This window comes from Nocardia sp. NPDC023733 (assembly GCF_040639775.1).
Taxonomy (GTDB): domain Bacteria; phylum Actinomycetota; class Actinomycetes; order Mycobacteriales; family Mycobacteriaceae; genus Nocardia; species Nocardia rosealba.
The window spans coordinates 269,213-286,425 of sequence record NZ_JBFAAN010000001.1 but is presented as its reverse complement, the minus strand read 5'-3'; the positions used below and the strand labels follow the sequence as shown (position 1 = coordinate 286,425).

Genomic DNA, 17,213 nt, shown 5'->3' with positions numbered 1-17,213 from the left:
GATGCCCGTGTACTGGGCTTTCACTGCCCGGAACCGTCGAATTGCCAAACCTGTCACAAGAGGGGTGCGCTCTCGGTGAGGACGAGAGCGGCCCCACACCCGGCGGGCGTCGCGACCTGAGGCACAGCCGTGCCACTCGCCATAGGATGGCCATCGAGTTCTATCGACATCATGGGGGGCATGTGAAAAGGATCATCCAGGCTGTGCTGTGCGCGGTCGGCGCCGTCGTCTTCGGAGCAGGAGCGCTGACGGGGGTCGCGCATCTGGTCAACGCCACCGCCTACCTCGCGGGATTCGGCGAGGAGGTGACCGTCCGGATCGAGGAAAGCTCCACTTCGGGGATGAGCAGCGGCCACGCGGGTATCGGAACGACCGTCGACGACGGGCGCACAGTCCGGCTCTTCGACGTCACCGAAGGCGAAACAGTCGACGCCCGAATGGTTCTCATCGACATCGGCAAAGACACCCAGGCCTACACCACGCCCGCGACCGCCGCCAAGGACTACATCTGGATCTTCGGCGTGGTCGTACTCGGCGCCCCGGCCCTGGTATTCGCCTTCGCCGCATACGCCCTCAGCCGTGGCCGGCCGAAACCCAGCAGCACTACCGCCGAGTCCACGGCGTGAACGCTTTTACGCACCGGGGACGTCGAGGATTCCACTTCGGATGATCGGGAGGTTGGACGCGCCGCGCGCTATCAGTTCTTCCAGGGCGGGGATGTCGAGGTGCTTCTCGATCAGGTCGGCGAGTAGGTCGAGCTGGGCTTCCCGCACGGCGGCGACGGACGTATCGGGGGCGACGGTGAAGCCGGTACGTCCCGCTCGAGTGGCGACTTCGGTCAGCCAGGCGCGGCGGAACTCGTCGGATTCGAGCACGCCGTGTACGTGGGTACCCCAGATCGCTTCTCGTGCACTGCCTTCCGGAGCACCGCCGATGGTGAGCCAGGCAGGGTCGCCGGTACGCCGCACCCGGCCGTGGTGGATTTCGTAGCCGTGGACCGGGGTATCGGCGGCAGTCCCGGCTACCTGTCGTGCGATCTTCGGCTCCGCGAATTCGATGTCCAGGTCGAACAGCCCGAGGCCGTCGCCCACCCACGGATTCCCGGCCGGAACTCCCTCGTCTGCAGGCGCACCTCCCGGGGCAGCGTCGTAGTCGGGCGCACCCACCGAAGCCACGCCGCGCTCGGGCACACCTGCCGAAGCCGAGTCACGCCCGGGCAAGCCTGCCGGGGCAGCGTCGCGCTCAGGAACAGCAGCCGTCGGCGACGGAATGCGATCTCCGCCCACATATTCCACTCCGTCGATGATGCGACGGCCGAGCATCTGGTAGCCGCCGCAGATGCCGAGGATGGGGCGACACGCTGCGGCTCGGGTTCGTAGGGCGTCATCGATTCCCTTGGTGCGCAACCATTCCATGTCGGAGACAGTGGATTTGGAACCGGGCAGGACGACGAGGTCGGCGCCGGCGATCTGGTGGGGGCTGTCGGCCCAGTGGACCGAGACGCCGGGTTCGCAGGCCAGGGCTTCGATGTCGGTGGAGTTGGAGATGCGGGGTAGGCGGATGGCGGCGACGGTGAGCCAGTCGGTGCCGTGGGGTGGGGCGGGGCGGCCGACGGGGGTGCCCGCGATGGTGCCGAGGGAGTCTTCGGCGTCGAGCCAGAGGTCTTCGGCGAACGGGAGCACGCCGAGGGTCGGGCGGCCCGTGAGGGCGAGGAGCTGGTCGAGGCCGGGTTGGAGCAGGGACACATCACCGCGGAATTTGTTGACGATGAACCCCGAAACGAGTCGCTGATCTTCGGGTTCCAGTACCGCGACGGTTCCGAACAAATGGGCGAGCACCCCGCCCCGGTCGATATCGCCGACGACGAGAACCGGAAGGTCCGCCGCACGCGCCAGCCCCATGTTCGCCAGATCGGTCGCGCGCAGGTTGATCTCGGCAGGCGACCCGGCGCCCTCGCAGATCACCACATCGAATTCCGCACGCAGCGAGGCGAGTTCGTCCGCGACTACTTCCCGCAACTGCTGACGGCGCGTGAAATAGTCTCGTGCGCCGACGGTTCCGATCGCCTTGCCACGCACCACCAATTGCGACCGGCGATCACTGCCTGGCTTCAACAGCACCGGGTTGAACCGCACGCTCGGCTCGAGCCCACAGGCGCGCGCCTGCAGAGCTTGCGCGCGCCCGATCTCCCCACCGTCGAGCGTGACGACGGAATTGTTCGACATGTTCTGCGCCTTGAACGGCGCCACCCGCACCCCGCGCCGCGCCAGCATCCGGCAGATACCCGCCACCACAACGCTTTTGCCCGCGTCGGAGGTGGTCCCGGCGATCAGCAGTGCCCCGCGCAGCACACCGCTCACGGCAGGGTCAGGATTTCCGCGCCCGTCTCGGTGACCACCAGGGTGTGCTCGAACTGCGCGGTCCACTTGCGGTCCTTGGTGACCACGGTCCAGCCGTCGTCCCAGATGTCGTAGTCGATGCCGCCGAGGTTGATCATCGGCTCGATGGTGAAGGTCATGCCCGGTTCGATGACCGAATCGATGCTGGGCTGGTCGTAATGCAGGATCACCAGGCCGCTGTGGAAGGTGGGGCCGACACCGTGACCGGTGAAGTCGCGGACCACGCCGTAGCCGAAGCGGTTGGCGTAGGCCTCGATGACACGGCCGATGACATTGAGCGCGCGCCCCGGCTTGACCGCCTTGATGGCCCGGTTGGTCGCCTCCTCGGTGCGCTCGACCAGCAGCCGCACCTCCTCGTCGACATCACCGGCGAGGTAGGTCTTGTTGGTGTCGCCGTGCACACCGTGGATGTAGGCGGTGACGTCGATATTGACGATGTCACCGTCCTCGATCACGGTGGAGTCGGGGATGCCGTGGCAGATCACCTCGTTGAGCGAGGTGCAGCACGACTTCGGGAAACCCTTGTAGCCCAGAGTGGAGGGGTAGGCGCCGTGGTCGCACATGTACTCGTGGGCGATGCGGTCGAGCTCGTCGGTGGTGACGCCGGGCGCCACCGCCTTGCCCGCCTCCTCGAGTGCCTGGGCGGCGATCTTGCCCGCGATCCGCATCTTCTCGATGGTCTCGGCCGTCTGCACCCATGGCTCTTTGCCCTCGTTGACCGTCGGTTTCCACACGTATTCGGGGCGCTCGATGGAACGCGGGACATCCCGGATCGGCGACTGGGTGCCGGGGACGAGTGGCTGACGGGTGCGCACGGACATACCGGAAGTGTACTTAGCCGACGTCGGCATCGGCCGCGACGGGTTCGAGGCGGACGACGATGCCCTTCGAGGTCGGGGTGTTGCTGATGTCGGCGACGCTGTCGAGGGGTACCAGGACGTTGGTCTCCGGGTAGTAGGCCGCCGCCGAACCCCGGCTCGCCGGGTAGGCGACCACGACGAACTTCTCGGCCCGCCGTTCACTGCCGTCGTGCCACACGCTGACGATGTCGACGGTGTCGCCGTCGGCCAGGCCGCGTTCGGCGAGGTCGTCGGGGTTGACCAGCACCACCCGGCGCGCGTGGTGGATGCCGCGATAGCGGTCGTCGCTGCCGTAGGGAATGGTGTTCCACTGGTCGTGGGACCGAAGTGATTGCAACACGAGGTAACCCGGTGGCACGTCGAGCGAGGTCACCTCGTTGCAGGTGAACCGCGCCTTGCCGGTGGCGGTTCGGAAGACGCCCTCGTTGACCGGATTGATCAACCGCAGCCCACCCGGTTGCGCCACCCGCTCGTTGAAGTTCTCGAAACCGGGCACGACCCGGGAGATGCGGTCGCGAATGGTCCCGTAGTCGGCGACGAACTCCTCCCACGGAATCGCCGAGGATCCCAGCGTGCGGCGCGCGAGCCGGGAAATGATGGCCACCTCGCTGAGCAGGTGTGGTGAGGCCGGGTCGAGGCGCCCGCGCGAGGCGTGCACTTCACTCATCGAGTCCTCGACGGTGACGAATTGTTCGCCGCCTGCCTGGATGTCGCGGTCGCTGCGGCCGAGTGTCGGCAGGATCAGCGCGGTATCGCCGCACACCGTGTGCGAGCGATTGAGCTTGGTGGAGATCTGCACGGTGAGCGCACAGCGGCGCAATGCCGCCTCGGTGACCTCACTGTCGGGGGTGGCGCGTACGAAATTGCCTGCGACACCGACGAACACCTTCGCCTTGCCGTCGCGCATGGCACGGATGGCGCCGACCGAATCCAGACCGTGTGCTGCGGGCGGAGTGAAGGCGAACTCTGTGCCGAGCGCGTCGAGGAAGGCCTGCGGCGGACGTTCCCAGATGCCCATCGTGCGGTCGCCCTGGACGTTGCTGTGCCCGCGCACCGGGCACACACCCGCACCCGGACGGCCGATATTGCCGCGCAGCAACAGGAAGTCGACGATCTCGCGGATGGTCGGCACGCCGTGTTTGTGCTGGGTGAGCCCCATCGCCCAGCACACGATGATCTTCTTGCTCGCCAGCACCCGCCGGTGCACCTGCTCGATCTCCTCGCGCGTGAGCCCGGTGGCGGCGAGCGCGGTGTCCCAGCTGATCGCGCGGGCCTGCTCAGCGAATTCGTCGAAACCACTGGTGTTCTCGGCGATGAAGTCGTGGTCGAGCACGGTGCCGGGGGCGGCGTCTTCGGCGTCGAGCAGCAGCCGGTTCAGCATGCGGAACAGGGCGAGGTCGCCGCCGGGGCGGATCTTGAGGAACTGGTCGGCGATGGCGGTGCCGCGACCGAGCACACCGCGCGCCTTCTGCGGATTCTTGAACCGGATGAGTCCGGCCTCGGGCAGCGGATTCACCGCGATGATCGTGCCGCCGTTGCGTTTGGTCTGCTCCAGCGCCGAGAGCATGCGCGGATGGTTGGTGCCGGGGTTCTGACCGACGACGAAGATCAGGTCGGCCTGATAGATGTCGTCCAGTGACACGCTGCCCTTGCCGACACCGAGGGTTTCGGTGAGCGCCGACCCGCTGGATTCGTGGCACATGTTCGAGCAGTCGGGCAGGTTGTTGGTGCCGTAGGCGCGCACGAACAGTTGCAGCAGGAACGCTGCCTCGTTACTGAGCCTGCCCGAGGTGTAGAACAGGGCTTCGTCGGGCGAGTCGAGGGCGCGCAGGGTGGAGGCGACGAGGTCGAGGGCGTCGTCCCAGCCGATGGGTTCGTAGTGGGTGGCGCCGGGTCGTTTGACCATCGGTTCAGTGAGGCGGCCCTGCTGATTGAGCCAGTAGTCCGACATCGTGTCGAGTTCGGCGACGGGATGCTCGCGGAAGAAATCGGCGGTGACGCGACGCGTGGTCGACTCGTCGGCGATGTGGCGTGCGCCGTTCTCGCAGTACTCGTTGGTGGTCCGGTGCTTCGGCTCCGGCCACGCGCAACCGGGACAGTCGAAACCATCGGTCTGATTGATGTTCAGCAAGGTGAGCGCGGTGCGCGGCAGCGTGCTCTGCGACAGCGAATACTTCAGCGCGTTGACCACGGCGGGGACACCGACCGCCCACTGCTTCGGTGGTGTGACCGTCAGGTCGTCGGCGGGGTCCTCGATCATGAGGCCAGCATAAACGGGAATGATATCGGACCACGGTCCGTTTAGACTGGAGAACAGAACGCGACCTGGAAACGAGGTTCACATGGAACTGGGGCTCACCACCTTCGCCGAGCGGTACCCCACGGGCGATCTGCCCGCGCCGACGGCGGCCGAGCGGCTGCGTCAGGTGGTCGACGAGGCCGTGGCCACCGAGGCCGCAGGGCTGGATGTGTACGGCGTCGGCGAACACCACCGCCAGGATTTCGCTGCCTCCGCACCGGCCGTGGTCCTGGCCGCGGCGGCAGCCCGTACCGAACGGATCCAGCTGACCAGCGCGGTGACCGTGCTCAGCTCCGACGACCCGGTGCGCGTGTATCAGGACTTCGCGACGCTGGACGGCCTGTCGAACGGGCGGGCCGAATTGATGGCCGGGCGTGGGTCTTTCACCGAGTCGTTCCCGCTGTTCGGTTACGACCTGGGCGATTACGACGCGCTCTTCGAGGAGAAACTCGGCCTGCTGCTTCGGCTGCGCGAGGAGGAGCCGGTCACCTGGTCGGGCCGGTTCCGCGCACCGCTGCACGAGGCCACCGTCTACCCGCGCACCGACGACCGGCCGCTGCCGGTGTGGATCGCGGTCGGCGGCAGTCCCGAATCGGTGATCCGGGCCGGACTGCTCGGTCTGCCGTTGGCGATCGCCATCATCGGTGGGCAGCCCGCGCGGTTCAAGCCGCTGGTGGAGCTGTATCACCGGGCGCTGGCCGAAGGTGGGCACGAGAAGCAGCCGGTCGCGGTGCACGCGCACGGGTACATCGCCGACACCGACGAGCAGGCGGTCGCCGATTTCTACGAGCCGTACGCGATGGCGATGTCGGTGATCGGACGCGAGCGCGGTTGGGGCCCGATGACGCGCCAGCAGTTCGACGCGTTGCGGTCCCAGAGTGGGTCGTTGTTCGTCGGCACCCCCGATTACGTGGCCGCCAAGATCGCCGATGTCCGCGACACGCTCGGCCTCGACCGGTTCATGCTGCACACCAGCGTGGGCACACTGCCGCCGGAGAAGGTGCTGCACACCATCGATCTGCTCGGTTCGAAGGTGGCGCCGCAGGTGCGGTGATCTACTCGAGTGCGTCGACCGGTCGCGTCTCGCGCCGTTCCCTTCTTCGTCGCAGGTAGCGGCGGATCCGGCTGGCGCACAGGTACACGACCCACAACCCGATCGCCAGCAAGATCGCGGCGATGACGGCTGCCAGAACCGGAAAGAACACCGCGAGCGTGATGATGCCGCCGACGCTCAAGTCCTCGGCGGTACTCATCGCGATATTGGTGACCGGTTCCGGTGAGGTGTTGATGGCCATCCGGGTACCGGCTTTGACGATGTGGCTGGCCAGCGCGGTCGTGCCGCCCACGGCGGCGGCGAACAATGTGGGTAGCGAATCGTCTTGTCCGGCAATCAGAGCCGACACCACCGCCCCGGATGCCGGACGCACGACCGTGTGCACCGCATCCCAGAACGAGTCGAGGTACGGGATCTTGTCGGCCACGGCTTCGATGAGGAACAGCACTCCCGCCGCCACGAGCACATCGGTGCGCTCCAAGCCGGCGGGCACGTCGTCGGTCCACCCGATCCGCCCGAACAAGCCGAGCAGGAACACCACCGCGTACGCGTTGATCCCGCTGGCCCAGCCAGCGGTGAAGATCAGAGGCAGCACCGACACGTCATCAGCCTAAGCCCGGGTACCGACACAGACTCGCAGGCGACGACGTTGCGGTCGAGTCCTCCCCGATGAGCCAAGGCCGCACCGGATTCACCTCGCACCCAGTTCTGCTTCCTCACGCTCGTCGTAGGCATCGCGGGCGCGGTGGATCGCGGGCATCTGTTCGGCCGCCCAGGCGAGCAGGACGTCGACCGGGTGGCGCAGGGTTTTGCCGAGCGGGGTGATCCGGTACTCGACCGCGACCGGCCGGGTGCCGACCACGTGCCGTTCGATCACCCCGTTGCGTTCGAGTCTGCGCAGGGTCGCGGTGAGCGACTTCTGCGTCACCGAGGGGATGGCGCGGCGCAATTCGTTGAACCGGGACGGTCGCTCGCAGAGTTCGTTGAGAACGCTCAGCGACCACTTGTCGAGCACCTGATCCAGCAGCTCACGGTGCGCGGTGTCGATGCGGAGTTCGTCGGCGGTATCCATGCTGAAACCTGGTTTCGTTGAAGTGTCCATTATGCACTAGGTAGCTTAGCGATACTTACAACGAACGGAGCAAGAACCATGACTGTCGAGCACTTCACCCCCGCCGGAATGCTGCAGCCCGCGCCCTACCACCACGTGGCTGTGGGCACCGGATCGCGGCACGTGCACGTCAGCGGGCAGGTCGCCCGTCTCGCCGACGGAACGCCCGTCGCACCCGGCGACCTTGCCGGCCAGGTCGCCCAAGCCCTCCGCAACACCGCCGTCGGCCTGGCCGGCGCAGGCGCCACCTTCGCCGACGTCCTCCGCCTCACCTTCTACGTCACCGGCTGGACCCCCGACCAGGCCGGTGCCTTCATGTCCGGCGTGGAATCCGTCGCCGCGGAGATCGGCCTACCCAACCCGATGCCCCCCGCCTCACTCATCGGCGTGGAGGCCCTGTTCGAAGCGGACATGATGGTGGAACTCGAAGCCACGGCAATCGTCGATTGACCCCTGCCGAGCGTGCCGCACCACACCGACCCGCGAAGTCATGTTCGGTGCGGCACACTCCGCAACCCCCGATCTCCCCACCGCCCCGAGTGACTACGTTGGAGTCATGGGCGGTGCGGCATCGGTTCGGCGGCGTGAACAATTGCGTGAGTTTCTGCGGGCCCGGCGGGAGCGGATATCCCCCGGTGAGGTCGGGTTGCCTGCGGGTGGGCGGCGGCGGACGCCCGGGTTGCGACGGGAGGAGGTCGCGATGTTGGCGGGGGTCGGGGTGTCTTGGTACACGTGGCTCGAGCAAGGACGCGACATTTCGGTGTCCGGCGATGTGCTCGACGCGGTGGCGGGGGTGCTGCGGATGGACGATGCCGAGCGCTCGCACCTGTATCTGCTCGCCGGACTCAACCCGCCGCCCGCGAGTGGGTCCGGAACGCCGGTGACCGATGAGATTCGGGCGCTCATCGATGGGTGGGAGCGTGGGCCCGCCGTAGTGCGCGACCGCTACTGGAACATCCTGGCGTTCAACACTCTTGCCGGCCGGATCTTCGGATGCGACGACGGGCAGCCACACAACTGCCTCGTCACCTTCTTCACCAGTCCCCGCTACCGTGGCCTGCCCGAGATCTGGGCCGCTGCGGCACCGGGTGTTGTCGCGGCCTACCGTGCCGACGCGGCGCTCGCCCCGCACGACGACGAATTCGACCGTGTGGCAGAAGAACTCGTGGCATCGTCACCCGATTTCGCACAATTGTGGGACCGGCACGAGGTGGGTGTCCCCGCGCAAGCAGTCAACGCGCTACTCCACCCCGAAGCCGGCGAACTGTTCTTCGACGCGACAACCCTCACCGTCGCCGACAACCCCAATTGGTCCGTAGTCCTCTACAACCCGAAACCGGGCACAGCCACCCACGCCCGCCTGACCACCCTCCCCCACCTCCACCTCACCGAATCCGCCTGAGGCACCGGCCGCGACGAAGCCGCCCGTCCTGGTAGCCAGGGTGGTGGTGGCACACCCCTGATAAACGCGCACTGGTTGCCTGTTCGGCGGAGGCGCAAGGTGAGTGCATGACGCACAACAGGTTTCGGTTCGACGGGAAGATCGCTCTGGTTACCGGGGGTAGCAGTGGGATGGGGTTGGCTGCTGCGCGGCGGTTGATCGCGGAGGGTGGGCGGGTTGTGGTGACCAGCCGGGACAAGGGGCGGCTCGATGCGGCGGTCGGGGAGTTGGGTGATCAGGCGGTCGGGATCGCCGGGGACATGGCTGATCTCGACGACCTGGATGCTGTGATGGGGACGATTTCGGAGCGGTTCGGGCGGCTCGATGTGGTGTTCGCCAATGCGGGGATCGGGTCCTTTCAGACGATCGAGCAGGTAAGTGACGACCTGTTCGGGCAGGTGATCGACAGCAATTTCAAGGGGGCGTTCTTCACGATCCAGAAGGCGTTGCCGTTGCTGGTCGACCACGGTTCCATCGTCATCAACGCCTCGTTCGGCCTGCATCGCGGTGTGCCGGGTGCGGCGTTGTATTCGGCGAGCAAGGCAGCTGTGCACAATCTGACGCGCACGCTCGCGGCGGAATTGGCGCCACGGCGTATCCGGGTCAATTCGGTGAGCCCCGGCTACATCGACACACCGGCCTTCCGCGCCGAACTCTCCGAGTCGGCACAGGCCGGAGTCGCGGCCCTCTCCCCCGCAGGCCGCGTCGGCACCGTGGACGACATCGCCGCCGCCGTCGCGTTCCTCGCATCCGCCGAGGCCTCCTACATCAACGGCCACGACCTGCGCATCGACGGTGGTCTCACCGCGGTAGACGCCGCCGCACTGCTCTAGCTTCGGGGCGACCGAGGCCGCGCCGTCGACGCAACGCTCAGCGCACGGCTGCGCGGCCGCGCAACCGGCCGAGCACCACGAGGACTACGAGGGTCACCGCGACCAGGATGGTTGTCGCGGCGGCGGCGTCGAAGACTTCTCCTCGGTCGGTTTGGGCGAAGATGCTGACGGGCAACGTCTTCCAGGTGGCGGGGTACACCATGATCGTGGCGCCGAGTTCACCCATGGACAGGGCTATCGAGAGACCCGCTGCGGCGCCGAGGGCGGGCAGGAGGAGGGGGAGGGTGATCTGGAGCAGGACCCGCAGCGGGCCTGCGCCGAGGGATTCGGCGGCTTGGCGGTAGGCGGGGTCGAGGCGGTCGAGGGCGGCGGAGATAGCGCTGAAGGCGTAGGCGAGAACCAGGACGGTGTGGGCCAGGATGACTATCCACTTGGTGCCGCCCAGCAGCAGCGGACGTTCGTTGAAGGCGATGAGGACGCCCAGGCCGATGGCCACCGAGGGCACCGCGACCGGCAGGTGGAAGACGGCGTCGGTGAGGCGACGCAACCAGGTGGGCGCTTCACGGGCCGCGAGGGCGGCCCAGGTGCCCACGATCAGGGCGACCGCGCCCGAGAGCAGCGCGGTCTGCAGGCTCACCGACAGGCTCGCGGCCTGTTCACCGCTCACAGCGGTGCCGAGATTGGCGAAGCCCAGGTCCGACGGGAGCGGGCCGGTCCAGGTGCCCGCGAGCGCGGCGAGGACGACCGTCGCGATCGGGGCGACGAAGACCACCGTAACCACGAGCCCGAAGACGCTGAGTACCAACACTTTCCCGTGGGGAGTCCAGACGAGCACGATCAGTCCTCCTTCGGACGGGCGATGAACCGGGCGAACACGAACCGGTAGACGAGGTACAGGGTGAGTGACAGCACGACCTGCACGGTGGCGAGGACGGCGGCGCCGGGCAGGTCGAAGGTGACGATGCCACGGGTGTAGATCAACGCGGGCAGGGTGATGACACCTTTGGCGCCGGTGAACAGCACGATGCCGAACTCGTTGAGCGTCAGCAACAACACGAGGCTGCCGCCTGCCGCCAGCGCGGGCCACGCTTCGGGCAGCACCACCTGTCGCAACACCCGCCACGGCGAGGCACCGAGACTGGCCGCCACATCGAGCTGTTCGCGTGGCAGCTGCGCGAACGCGGCGAGCACGGGCCGCACCACGAACGGGGTGAAGAAGGTGATCTCGGCGAGGATCACCCCCAGCGGCGTGGTGAGGAAATCGATCGCAGGCGTTGTCGCCCCGGTCAATTCGGTGATCAGCGCGTTCACCGCACCGGCCGTGCCGTAGAGGAAGGTGAAGGCCAGGGTGATGAGGAACGACGGCAGCGTGAGGACGGTGTCGATGAGTCTGCCGACCACGCCCGAGCCGGGAAACGGCACGAAGGCGAGCACGATCGCGAGGAACGTGCCGAGCACCAGGCAGCCGAGCGTCGAACACACGGCGATGGAGATGGTGCGCCACAACGCTTCCCGGAAGGCCGCCGAGCCGAGCACCGAGGACCACACCTCGGTGCCGCGTCCGCTCGGCGTGCGCGTCGACTCCGTGAGGACTCGAAGAATCGGATAGCCGGCGATGCCGAGCACGATGAGCACCGGCGGCAAAGCCCAGAGCACGGGCACCCACGAGCGCTGCGTACCAACAGCTTCCGAATCGGCGACTCCGGGAGAATCGAGCACCGGTGCACTCATCACCGCACCTCGCCGTCGTAGGACACACCGCAGTCGTGGCCGACCACCGCAGAGAATTCAGCCGAGATCATGATGCCGACCCCTCGCCGCGAGAACCCGCACCGATCGTGTTCGCGATCAACACACCGGCAGGGTCGGGCAACACCACACCGACCACCGAACCCACCGCAGCGGTGAAATGCCCCGGTACGTCGGCGGCGAGCACGGAAGGCAACCCGTCGACATCCAACTCGACCCGGGTCGAGGCTCCACGCCAGACCGCACTTCGCACCGTGGCGCGCAACGCGTCGCGATCCGAGGTCTTGCCGAGGGTGACGGTGTGCGGGCGCACGCACAGCAGCGCGTCGTCGTCCGGCTTCCATTCGTCCTGCCCGACACCGGGCACCGGCGCCTGGGCCCGCAGCGTCGAGGTGCCCGCGGTGACCAGCGCCGCCGTCCCGGTGACGTGCTTCACCGTGCACGGCACCAGGTTCGCCCCGCCGAGGAATCCGGCGGTGAAATCGGAAGGCGGTCGCTGCCAGAGGTTTTCGGCGGTGTCGATGTCGACGAGGCGCGAATCACGCATCACCGCGATCCGGTCGGCCAGGGCGAGCGCCTCGGCCTGATCGTGTGTGACGTACAGCATCGCCGTGTCGGGCAATGCCTTTCGCAACTCCTGCAACTCCCCCAGCATCGAGTGCCGCAATTGAGCGTCGAGGGCGGCGAGTGGTTCGTCGAGCAGCAGCACCCTCGGCCGGATGGCCAGCGCACGGGCGATCGCCACCCGCTGCTGCTGACCACCCGACAGCTCCCTCGGCAGCCGCTGGGCGTAACCACCCATGCCGACCATCTCCAAGGCCTCGGTGACGCGCGGCCCGATCTCGGCGCGCCGCACCCGCTGCGACTTCAACCCGAACGCCACATTGCTGTGCACGCTCATGTGCGGGAACAGTGCGTACGACTGCACGACCACGCCGATCCCCCGCTCGGCAGGCGACAACGCGGTGACATCGCGTCCGGCCAACCGCACCGAACCCGAAGTGGGACGGACGAATCCGGCCAGCGCCTTGAGCGCGGTCGACTTACCCGACCCACTCGGGCCGAGCAACGCCACCGTCTCACCGACGGCGACGCGCAGGCTGAAGTCGGCCAGCGCGACAGCGGCCTTGCGGCCCCGGCCGTAGCTCACACCGACCCGGTCGAACACGATCGCCGGTTCGGTCGTGGTGGCACCGGCCGAAACGACGGACCCCGTGCGGACGTCACCATCGGACATTGTCGACTCCTTTTACAGGGGGTTTCAGCTGCCGGTTGCCTTCTGGTATGCCGCGAGATCGGCATCCAGTTCGGTGAGCACGGTGTTCCAGTCGACCGGAACCACGTCGACACCACGCATCGCCGCGGCGGGACCGCCCTCGGCGGGCGCGGGCACATCGGTACGCGGCGACACCGCGAACGCCTCGGGTCCGAGCGCTGCCTGCGCCTCGGGCGCCAGCAGGAAACGCATCAGCTCGGTGGCGTCGTCCCTGTGCGGCGCGCCCTTGGCAAGACCCATCATGTACGGCACCGCGACGGTGGAGCGCTTGCCGTCGGCGGCGGGGAAGAAGACGTTGAACTTCGAACCCTTCTCCTTCACCGTGGTCAGGTTCATCTGCACGTCACCGTTGGCGATGAGCAGCTCACCCTTGTCGACCTTGGCCTGCAGCTTGCCGGTCGACGACGACGGGCCGACATTGTTGGCCTGCAACGCCGCCAGGTAGTCCAGCGCACCCTGCTTGCCGCGCAACTGCTGCAGCAGAACCAGCACCGCCGTGCCGTCACCGGCCTGGCCGGGCGTCGAGTACTGCAGCTTGCCCTTGAACTCCGGCTTCAGCAGGTCGTCCCAGGTGAGCGCGGCGGCATCGACCGACGGGTTGGCGATGAAGCACAGGAAGTTGTTGGCCATCGTCACGTAGTTGCCGTCGGGATCCTTGTCGGCGGCGGGGATCGCGGCGGTGTCGATACCGCTTGGCTGCAGCAGACCCGACTGCTCGGCCTTCTGGATGAACGGCGGCAGGGTGACCACGATGTCGGCCTGCGGATTGGACTGTTCCTTGTCGACCCGGTTGACCACCTCGCCCGACCCGGCCTCGACCAGGTTCACCGCGATCCCGGTCTGCTTCGTGAACTCGTCGAAGCGGTTCTTGTACCAGCCGCCGACGCCGTCGGCGGAGTACACGGTGACGGTGCGGCCGTCGGCCGATTCGGTTCCGGTGCCGCCACACGCCGAGGAGAACGCGACGGCGGTGACGCCTGCCAGCAGCAACGCGGTGCGCGCGAGGCGGCGTCTGGTGGGGGAAGTACGCACGATGACAGCAACTTTCGTTTCACGGAGGTGCATTCGCCGCGGCGGTCGCCGCAACGGAAGTTCAGGCAAGGAGCAGGGCGGGGAAGTCGGCGACGGAGTCGATGACGTGGGTCGCGCCGGCCTCTCGCAGCTGTGCCGCGCTGTGCGCGCCGGTCAGGGTGCCCGCGACGATGCTCGCCCCGGCCGCCAGACCGGTCGCGATATCGCTGGTGGTGTCGCCGAGGACGGCGATCCGGTCGACCGCGTCGACCCGCAGTCGCAGGGCCGCGGTGAGCACCATGTCCGGGTAGGGACGGCCACGGCCGGCGTCGGACGGGGCGAGGGTGAGGTCGGCCAGCTCGGCCCAGCCGAGCGCGGACAGCAGCTTGTCCTGGGTGCCGCGGCTGAACCCGGTGGTCAGCGCCACCCGGACACCCGCGTCGCGCAGGGCCGTGATCGCCTCTACCGCACCGGGTACGGGCGCGATGTCGGCCTCGCCGACGAGCGCGTCGTAGGCCGCCTCGAAGGCGCGATTGCCTGCCTGGGCCGCGTCCTCGTCACCGAGCAGCGCGCGGAAGACCTCGATCTTGGACTGCCCCATGGTGTCGAGCACGTACCGGCGGGCCGTCTCGCGACGTGGGCCGTCGGACTCGATCCCGACCGCGGTCGCCGCCTCCTCGAAGGCGCGAAGCACCAGCCCGCCGTCGGCGACAGTGGTGCCGGCCATGTCGAGCACAGCGAGCTGAATGTTGTCGTGGTGCACGGTCATCCTCACAGTCCGATCTCGTCGGCGGTTTGTTCGCCGAGGGCGGGGCCGAGCGTCATGCCGCGACCACCGGGGCCGGTCACCACCCACACGTTGGTGTCGGCCCGCACCCGCGTGACGATGGCGTCCGGGTCGACGCTCTGGCTGTAGACACCCGCCCAGCGGCGCACCACGCGTGGCAGCTTGCGGCCGAGCAGTTCCTCGGTCACCTCGGTGAGGTGGTCGTAGGGCGCTTCGTCGACGTCGAAGGCGAACGGTTCGGTGTATTCGTGGGTGTCGCCGATGGTCAGCCCGCCGTGTAACCGCTGCACACACAGCAGTTGCATCTTGTGCTCGGCGGCGGTGGCGGTCTGCGACTGTTCGCGCGTGAGCGAATCCACCTGTGGGCCCGCGAAACCCGGGTAGTAGCGGAAGCTGTCGCCGTCGGCGATGGCCGTGGTGAGTTCTTCGCCGAGCGGCTCGGTCTGCATCATCTGCAACCGCACCCGGCGCACCGGCAGCACACCGGCCAGTTCCCGGGTGAGCCCGGAATGCGCCGCGCCGGGGCAGTGCACGACCAGGTCGGCCTCGTGACGGCGGCCCTGATCGTCGAGCACCACCGCACCGGCGCCGGTATCGGTGACCGACCGGGCCTCGGTCGACTCGTGGAAGGTGTAGCGGCCGCTGGCGGCCATGTGGGCACGCAACGCGGGCAGCGCCTGGCGCGACTCGACCGCCGCGTCGGTCGAACAGTGCAGGCCGGCAAGGTATTTGCCGCGCAGCGCCGGGTTGCGCGCCCGCACCTGCTCGGGTTCGAGCAGGGTGAAACCGCGATCGACAGCGGTCGGCCCCGCCGCGGCGGCCTCCGCGACGGCCAGCTCCGCCGGGGTGCGGACCAGGGTGATGGACCCGGCGGGCCGGAAACCGACACCCGCGACGCGACCACCGATCTCCTCCCACAGCTCGCGCGAGCGCAGCGTGAGTTCCAGTTCGCCCGCCGACCGCCCGGAGACCCAGACCAGGCCGAAGTTGCGGACCGTCGCGCCGCGCGCCTCGCGTTCGCGTTCCAGGTGGACGACCTCGTGGCCGCGGGCTATCGCGGCCCAGGCGTGCGCCGTGCCGAGAATCCCACCACCGATGATGACCAATCGCATGGCACCGATAGTGGCAAATGGTCTAGACCGATAGGTGTGGCCAGAGCGAACACCGCGTTAACTTTTGGTATAGACCAATCCGGGTACGCTGAGCGGCATGGATTCACCGCACACCACGCGCGTCCCGAAGGTGTTCCGCGTCCGCACCGAAATCGACGCGATCCTCGCCGAACTCGACGAGGGCGACCCGGTGCCGTCGGAACGCGATCTCGCCACCCGCTTCGGAGTGGCGCGCGAGACGGTGCGCCACGCGCTGCGGGAACTGCTGGTGGAGGGCAGGATTCGGCGGCGCGGGCGCGGAACGGTTGTGTCGCGGCCCAAACTCACCCAGCCACTGTCGCTGCGCTCCTACACCGAGGGCGCGATCAGCCTCGGCCGCGTACCCGGCCGCATAGTCGTCGCCTGGGAAGACGTTCCCGCCGACGCGCAGACCGCGACCGATCTCGAGGTGGAACCCGGCACGCCGGTGATGCACCTCGAACGCGTCCTGCTCGCCGACGGTGAACGTATCGGCTTGGAAAGCACCTATCTGCCACTGCATCGTTTCGGCGGGCTTCGTGGCAGTTACGACCCAACCACGTCGCTCTACGCCGCGATCCGCGCCACCGGCGTGAGCTTTGCCGGTGCGCGGGAACGCATCGAGACCGTTCTCGCCTCGCCACGGGAAGCGGGCCTGCTCGAAAGCACGACCGCACTACCGATGTTGCTGCTGCACAGGCGAAGTGTCGATGCGGACGGCACACCCATCGAACGGGTGCGCTCGCTCTATCGTGGTGACCGCGTCGCCTTCGAGGCGAGGCTGTCACCGGAACCCGCGTAGCCCCTACTGCTCGGGCAGCCTTCGCCTGCCACCGATCACATCGGTGACGAGGTCGGTGTAGCCGTCGACCAGTTCGGCAAGGTGATACCAATGCTTGTGCGTGCTGTCGCTTCGCGCGCCGTCCAGGTCGATGGCCTGGTTGGCATCCACCCAGCTGCGCGCCATCCGGTCGACGACGGCGCCGAGACTTTCGGTATGCAACGACGCGCCTGTTCTGTTCACCGGAATCTCGGCGACAATCCAGTCGTTGATGTCGTCGACGAGTTCTCCGCGACGGCAATCTATTTCGGCGATCAATGCGGCGTCACGCACCTGTGCCCGCCGTTCGTGCAGCTCAGCGAGCGCGTGTGCCGATCGCAGCAATTCGCGATCCTGGAAACGCCGCCCCTGAAAGGCGCACAACAATTGTGGCGCCGTCGGCAGTACCCCACCCATCACCGGCGCGCTCATCGCAACGCCCC

18 protein-coding genes are annotated in these 17,213 nt (G+C 67.8%); 6 read left to right on the top strand and 12 right to left on the bottom strand.

The genetic code is table 11. From position 1 onward, the window contains the following. Positions 1 to 182 precede the first annotated feature (182 nt). Positions 183 to 626: a hypothetical protein gene (locus AB0F86_RS01295; RefSeq protein ID WP_356983875.1), complete on the top strand. Its 444-nt coding sequence runs from the start codon at positions 183 to 185 to the stop codon at positions 624 to 626. 6 nt (positions 627 to 632) lie between these two features. Here the strand turns inward: AB0F86_RS01295 and AB0F86_RS01290 are convergent, their stop codons facing one another. Genes AB0F86_RS01290 through AB0F86_RS01280 form a run of 3 tightly spaced genes read right to left on the bottom strand, consistent with a single transcriptional unit; the run spans position 633 to position 5,519 of the window. Continuing rightward, positions 633 to 2,360: a cobyric acid synthase gene (locus tag AB0F86_RS01290; RefSeq protein ID WP_356983873.1), complete on the bottom strand. Its 1,728-nt coding sequence runs from the start codon at positions 2,358 to 2,360 to the stop codon at positions 633 to 635. After that, on the bottom strand, positions 2,357 to 3,220 hold the full coding sequence (map, locus tag AB0F86_RS01285) for a type I methionyl aminopeptidase (RefSeq protein WP_181696858.1): 864 nt from the start codon (positions 3,218 to 3,220) through the stop codon (positions 2,357 to 2,359). The genes AB0F86_RS01290 and map overlap by 4 nt, the downstream gene beginning before the upstream one ends. Positions 3,221 to 3,233: 13 nt before the next feature. Then, positions 3,234 to 5,519, bottom strand: a complete 2,286-nt coding sequence (locus AB0F86_RS01280) for an FdhF/YdeP family oxidoreductase (RefSeq protein ID WP_356983871.1) — start codon at positions 5,517 to 5,519, stop codon at positions 3,234 to 3,236. 82 nt (positions 5,520 to 5,601) lie between these two features. Here AB0F86_RS01280 and AB0F86_RS01275 point away from each other — a divergent pair, with 82 nt between their 5' ends. Then, complete coding sequence (locus AB0F86_RS01275) at positions 5,602 to 6,612, top strand: LLM class flavin-dependent oxidoreductase (protein ID WP_356983870.1); 1,011 nt, start codon at positions 5,602 to 5,604, stop codon at positions 6,610 to 6,612. A 1-nt stretch (position 6,613) separates the two neighbouring features. Here AB0F86_RS01275 and AB0F86_RS01270 read toward each other — a convergent pair whose 3' ends face one another. Together AB0F86_RS01270 and AB0F86_RS01265 are read right to left on the bottom strand one after the other, a co-directional pair. Next, a complete protein-coding gene (locus tag AB0F86_RS01270) occupies positions 6,614 to 7,213 on the bottom strand; it encodes a DUF4126 domain-containing protein (RefSeq protein WP_181696855.1) in 600 nt (199 codons plus the stop codon). 90 nt (positions 7,214 to 7,303) lie between these two features. Next, on the bottom strand, positions 7,304 to 7,684 hold the full coding sequence (locus AB0F86_RS01265; RefSeq protein WP_225280397.1) for a helix-turn-helix domain-containing protein: 381 nt from the start codon (positions 7,682 to 7,684) through the stop codon (positions 7,304 to 7,306). A gap of 78 nt (positions 7,685 to 7,762) precedes the next feature. On the opposite strand from AB0F86_RS01265, the gene AB0F86_RS01260 reads away from it, so the two are divergent. The 3 genes from AB0F86_RS01260 to AB0F86_RS01250 all read left to right on the top strand — a co-directional run bounded on the left by AB0F86_RS01260 (position 7,763) and on the right by AB0F86_RS01250 (position 9,997). Beyond that, positions 7,763 to 8,173, top strand: coding sequence for a Rid family hydrolase (locus AB0F86_RS01260; RefSeq protein WP_356983869.1), 411 nt, complete (start codon positions 7,763 to 7,765; stop codon positions 8,171 to 8,173). Between the two features lie 106 nt (positions 8,174 to 8,279). Beyond that, complete coding sequence (locus tag AB0F86_RS01255; protein ID WP_356983867.1) at positions 8,280 to 9,125, top strand: helix-turn-helix transcriptional regulator; 846 nt, start codon at positions 8,280 to 8,282, stop codon at positions 9,123 to 9,125. 107 nt (positions 9,126 to 9,232) lie between these two features. Then, on the top strand, positions 9,233 to 9,997 hold the full coding sequence (locus AB0F86_RS01250) for a glucose 1-dehydrogenase (protein ID WP_356983866.1): 765 nt from the start codon (positions 9,233 to 9,235) through the stop codon (positions 9,995 to 9,997). Positions 9,998 to 10,034: 37 nt separating this feature from the next. On the opposite strand, the gene AB0F86_RS01245 is transcribed toward AB0F86_RS01250, so the two are convergent. From AB0F86_RS01245 to AB0F86_RS01220, 6 genes are all read right to left on the bottom strand, one after another. Further along, on the bottom strand, positions 10,035 to 10,832 hold the full coding sequence (locus tag AB0F86_RS01245; RefSeq protein ID WP_356983864.1) for an ABC transporter permease subunit: 798 nt from the start codon (positions 10,830 to 10,832) through the stop codon (positions 10,035 to 10,037). 2 nt (positions 10,833 to 10,834) lie between these two features. After that, positions 10,835 to 11,728: a 2-aminoethylphosphonate ABC transporter permease subunit gene (locus tag AB0F86_RS01240; protein WP_356983862.1), complete on the bottom strand. Its 894-nt coding sequence runs from the start codon at positions 11,726 to 11,728 to the stop codon at positions 10,835 to 10,837. Positions 11,729 to 11,795: 67 nt separating this feature from the next. Then, a complete protein-coding gene (locus AB0F86_RS01235) occupies positions 11,796 to 12,983 on the bottom strand; it encodes an ABC transporter ATP-binding protein (RefSeq protein WP_181696848.1) in 1,188 nt (395 codons plus the stop codon). A gap of 24 nt (positions 12,984 to 13,007) precedes the next feature. Further along, complete coding sequence (locus AB0F86_RS01230) at positions 13,008 to 14,054, bottom strand: 2-aminoethylphosphonate ABC transporter substrate-binding protein (RefSeq protein ID WP_356983860.1); 1,047 nt, start codon at positions 14,052 to 14,054, stop codon at positions 13,008 to 13,010. Positions 14,055 to 14,115: 61 nt separating this feature from the next. Beyond that, on the bottom strand, positions 14,116 to 14,802 hold the full coding sequence (locus AB0F86_RS01225) for a phosphonatase-like hydrolase (protein WP_356983858.1): 687 nt from the start codon (positions 14,800 to 14,802) through the stop codon (positions 14,116 to 14,118). A 2-nt stretch (positions 14,803 to 14,804) separates the two neighbouring features. Next, a complete protein-coding gene (locus tag AB0F86_RS01220; protein ID WP_356983857.1) occupies positions 14,805 to 15,932 on the bottom strand; it encodes a TIGR03364 family FAD-dependent oxidoreductase in 1,128 nt (375 codons plus the stop codon). Positions 15,933 to 16,029: 97 nt separating this feature from the next. On the opposite strand from AB0F86_RS01220, the gene AB0F86_RS01215 reads away from it, so the two are divergent. After that, complete coding sequence (locus tag AB0F86_RS01215; protein ID WP_356983855.1) at positions 16,030 to 16,752, top strand: GntR family transcriptional regulator; 723 nt, start codon at positions 16,030 to 16,032, stop codon at positions 16,750 to 16,752. A 3-nt stretch (positions 16,753 to 16,755) separates the two neighbouring features. Here the strand turns inward: AB0F86_RS01215 and AB0F86_RS01210 are convergent, their stop codons facing one another. Next, positions 16,756 to 17,115, bottom strand: a complete 360-nt coding sequence (locus AB0F86_RS01210) for a DUF4254 domain-containing protein (protein ID WP_067496462.1) — start codon at positions 17,113 to 17,115, stop codon at positions 16,756 to 16,758. Between the last annotated feature and the right edge of the window lie 98 nt (positions 17,116 to 17,213).

Excerpts from the sequence above, each read along its gene's own strand:
- map (WP_181696858.1), bottom strand. The coding sequence starts at position 3,220 with ATGTCCGTGCGCACCCGTCAGCCACTCGTCCCCGGCACCCAGTCGCCG.
- AB0F86_RS01280 (WP_356983871.1), bottom strand. The coding sequence starts at position 5,519 with ATGATCGAGGACCCCGCCGACGACCTGACGGTCACACCACCGAAGCAG.
- AB0F86_RS01275 (WP_356983870.1), top strand. The coding sequence starts at position 5,602 with ATGGAACTGGGGCTCACCACCTTCGCCGAGCGGTACCCCACGGGCGAT.
- AB0F86_RS01265 (WP_225280397.1), bottom strand. The coding sequence starts at position 7,684 with ATGGATACCGCCGACGAACTCCGCATCGACACCGCGCACCGTGAGCTG.
- AB0F86_RS01260 (WP_356983869.1), top strand. The coding sequence starts at position 7,763 with ATGACTGTCGAGCACTTCACCCCCGCCGGAATGCTGCAGCCCGCGCCC.
- AB0F86_RS01255 (WP_356983867.1), top strand. The coding sequence starts at position 8,280 with ATGGGCGGTGCGGCATCGGTTCGGCGGCGTGAACAATTGCGTGAGTTT.
- AB0F86_RS01250 (WP_356983866.1), top strand. The coding sequence starts at position 9,233 with ATGACGCACAACAGGTTTCGGTTCGACGGGAAGATCGCTCTGGTTACC.
- AB0F86_RS01240 (WP_356983862.1), bottom strand. The coding sequence starts at position 11,728 with ATGAGTGCACCGGTGCTCGATTCTCCCGGAGTCGCCGATTCGGAAGCT.
- AB0F86_RS01235 (WP_181696848.1), bottom strand. The coding sequence starts at position 12,983 with ATGTCCGATGGTGACGTCCGCACGGGGTCCGTCGTTTCGGCCGGTGCC.
- AB0F86_RS01225 (WP_356983858.1), bottom strand. The coding sequence starts at position 14,802 with ATGACCGTGCACCACGACAACATTCAGCTCGCTGTGCTCGACATGGCC.
- AB0F86_RS01220 (WP_356983857.1), bottom strand. The coding sequence starts at position 15,932 with ATGCGATTGGTCATCATCGGTGGTGGGATTCTCGGCACGGCGCACGCC.
- AB0F86_RS01215 (WP_356983855.1), top strand. The coding sequence starts at position 16,030 with ATGGATTCACCGCACACCACGCGCGTCCCGAAGGTGTTCCGCGTCCGC.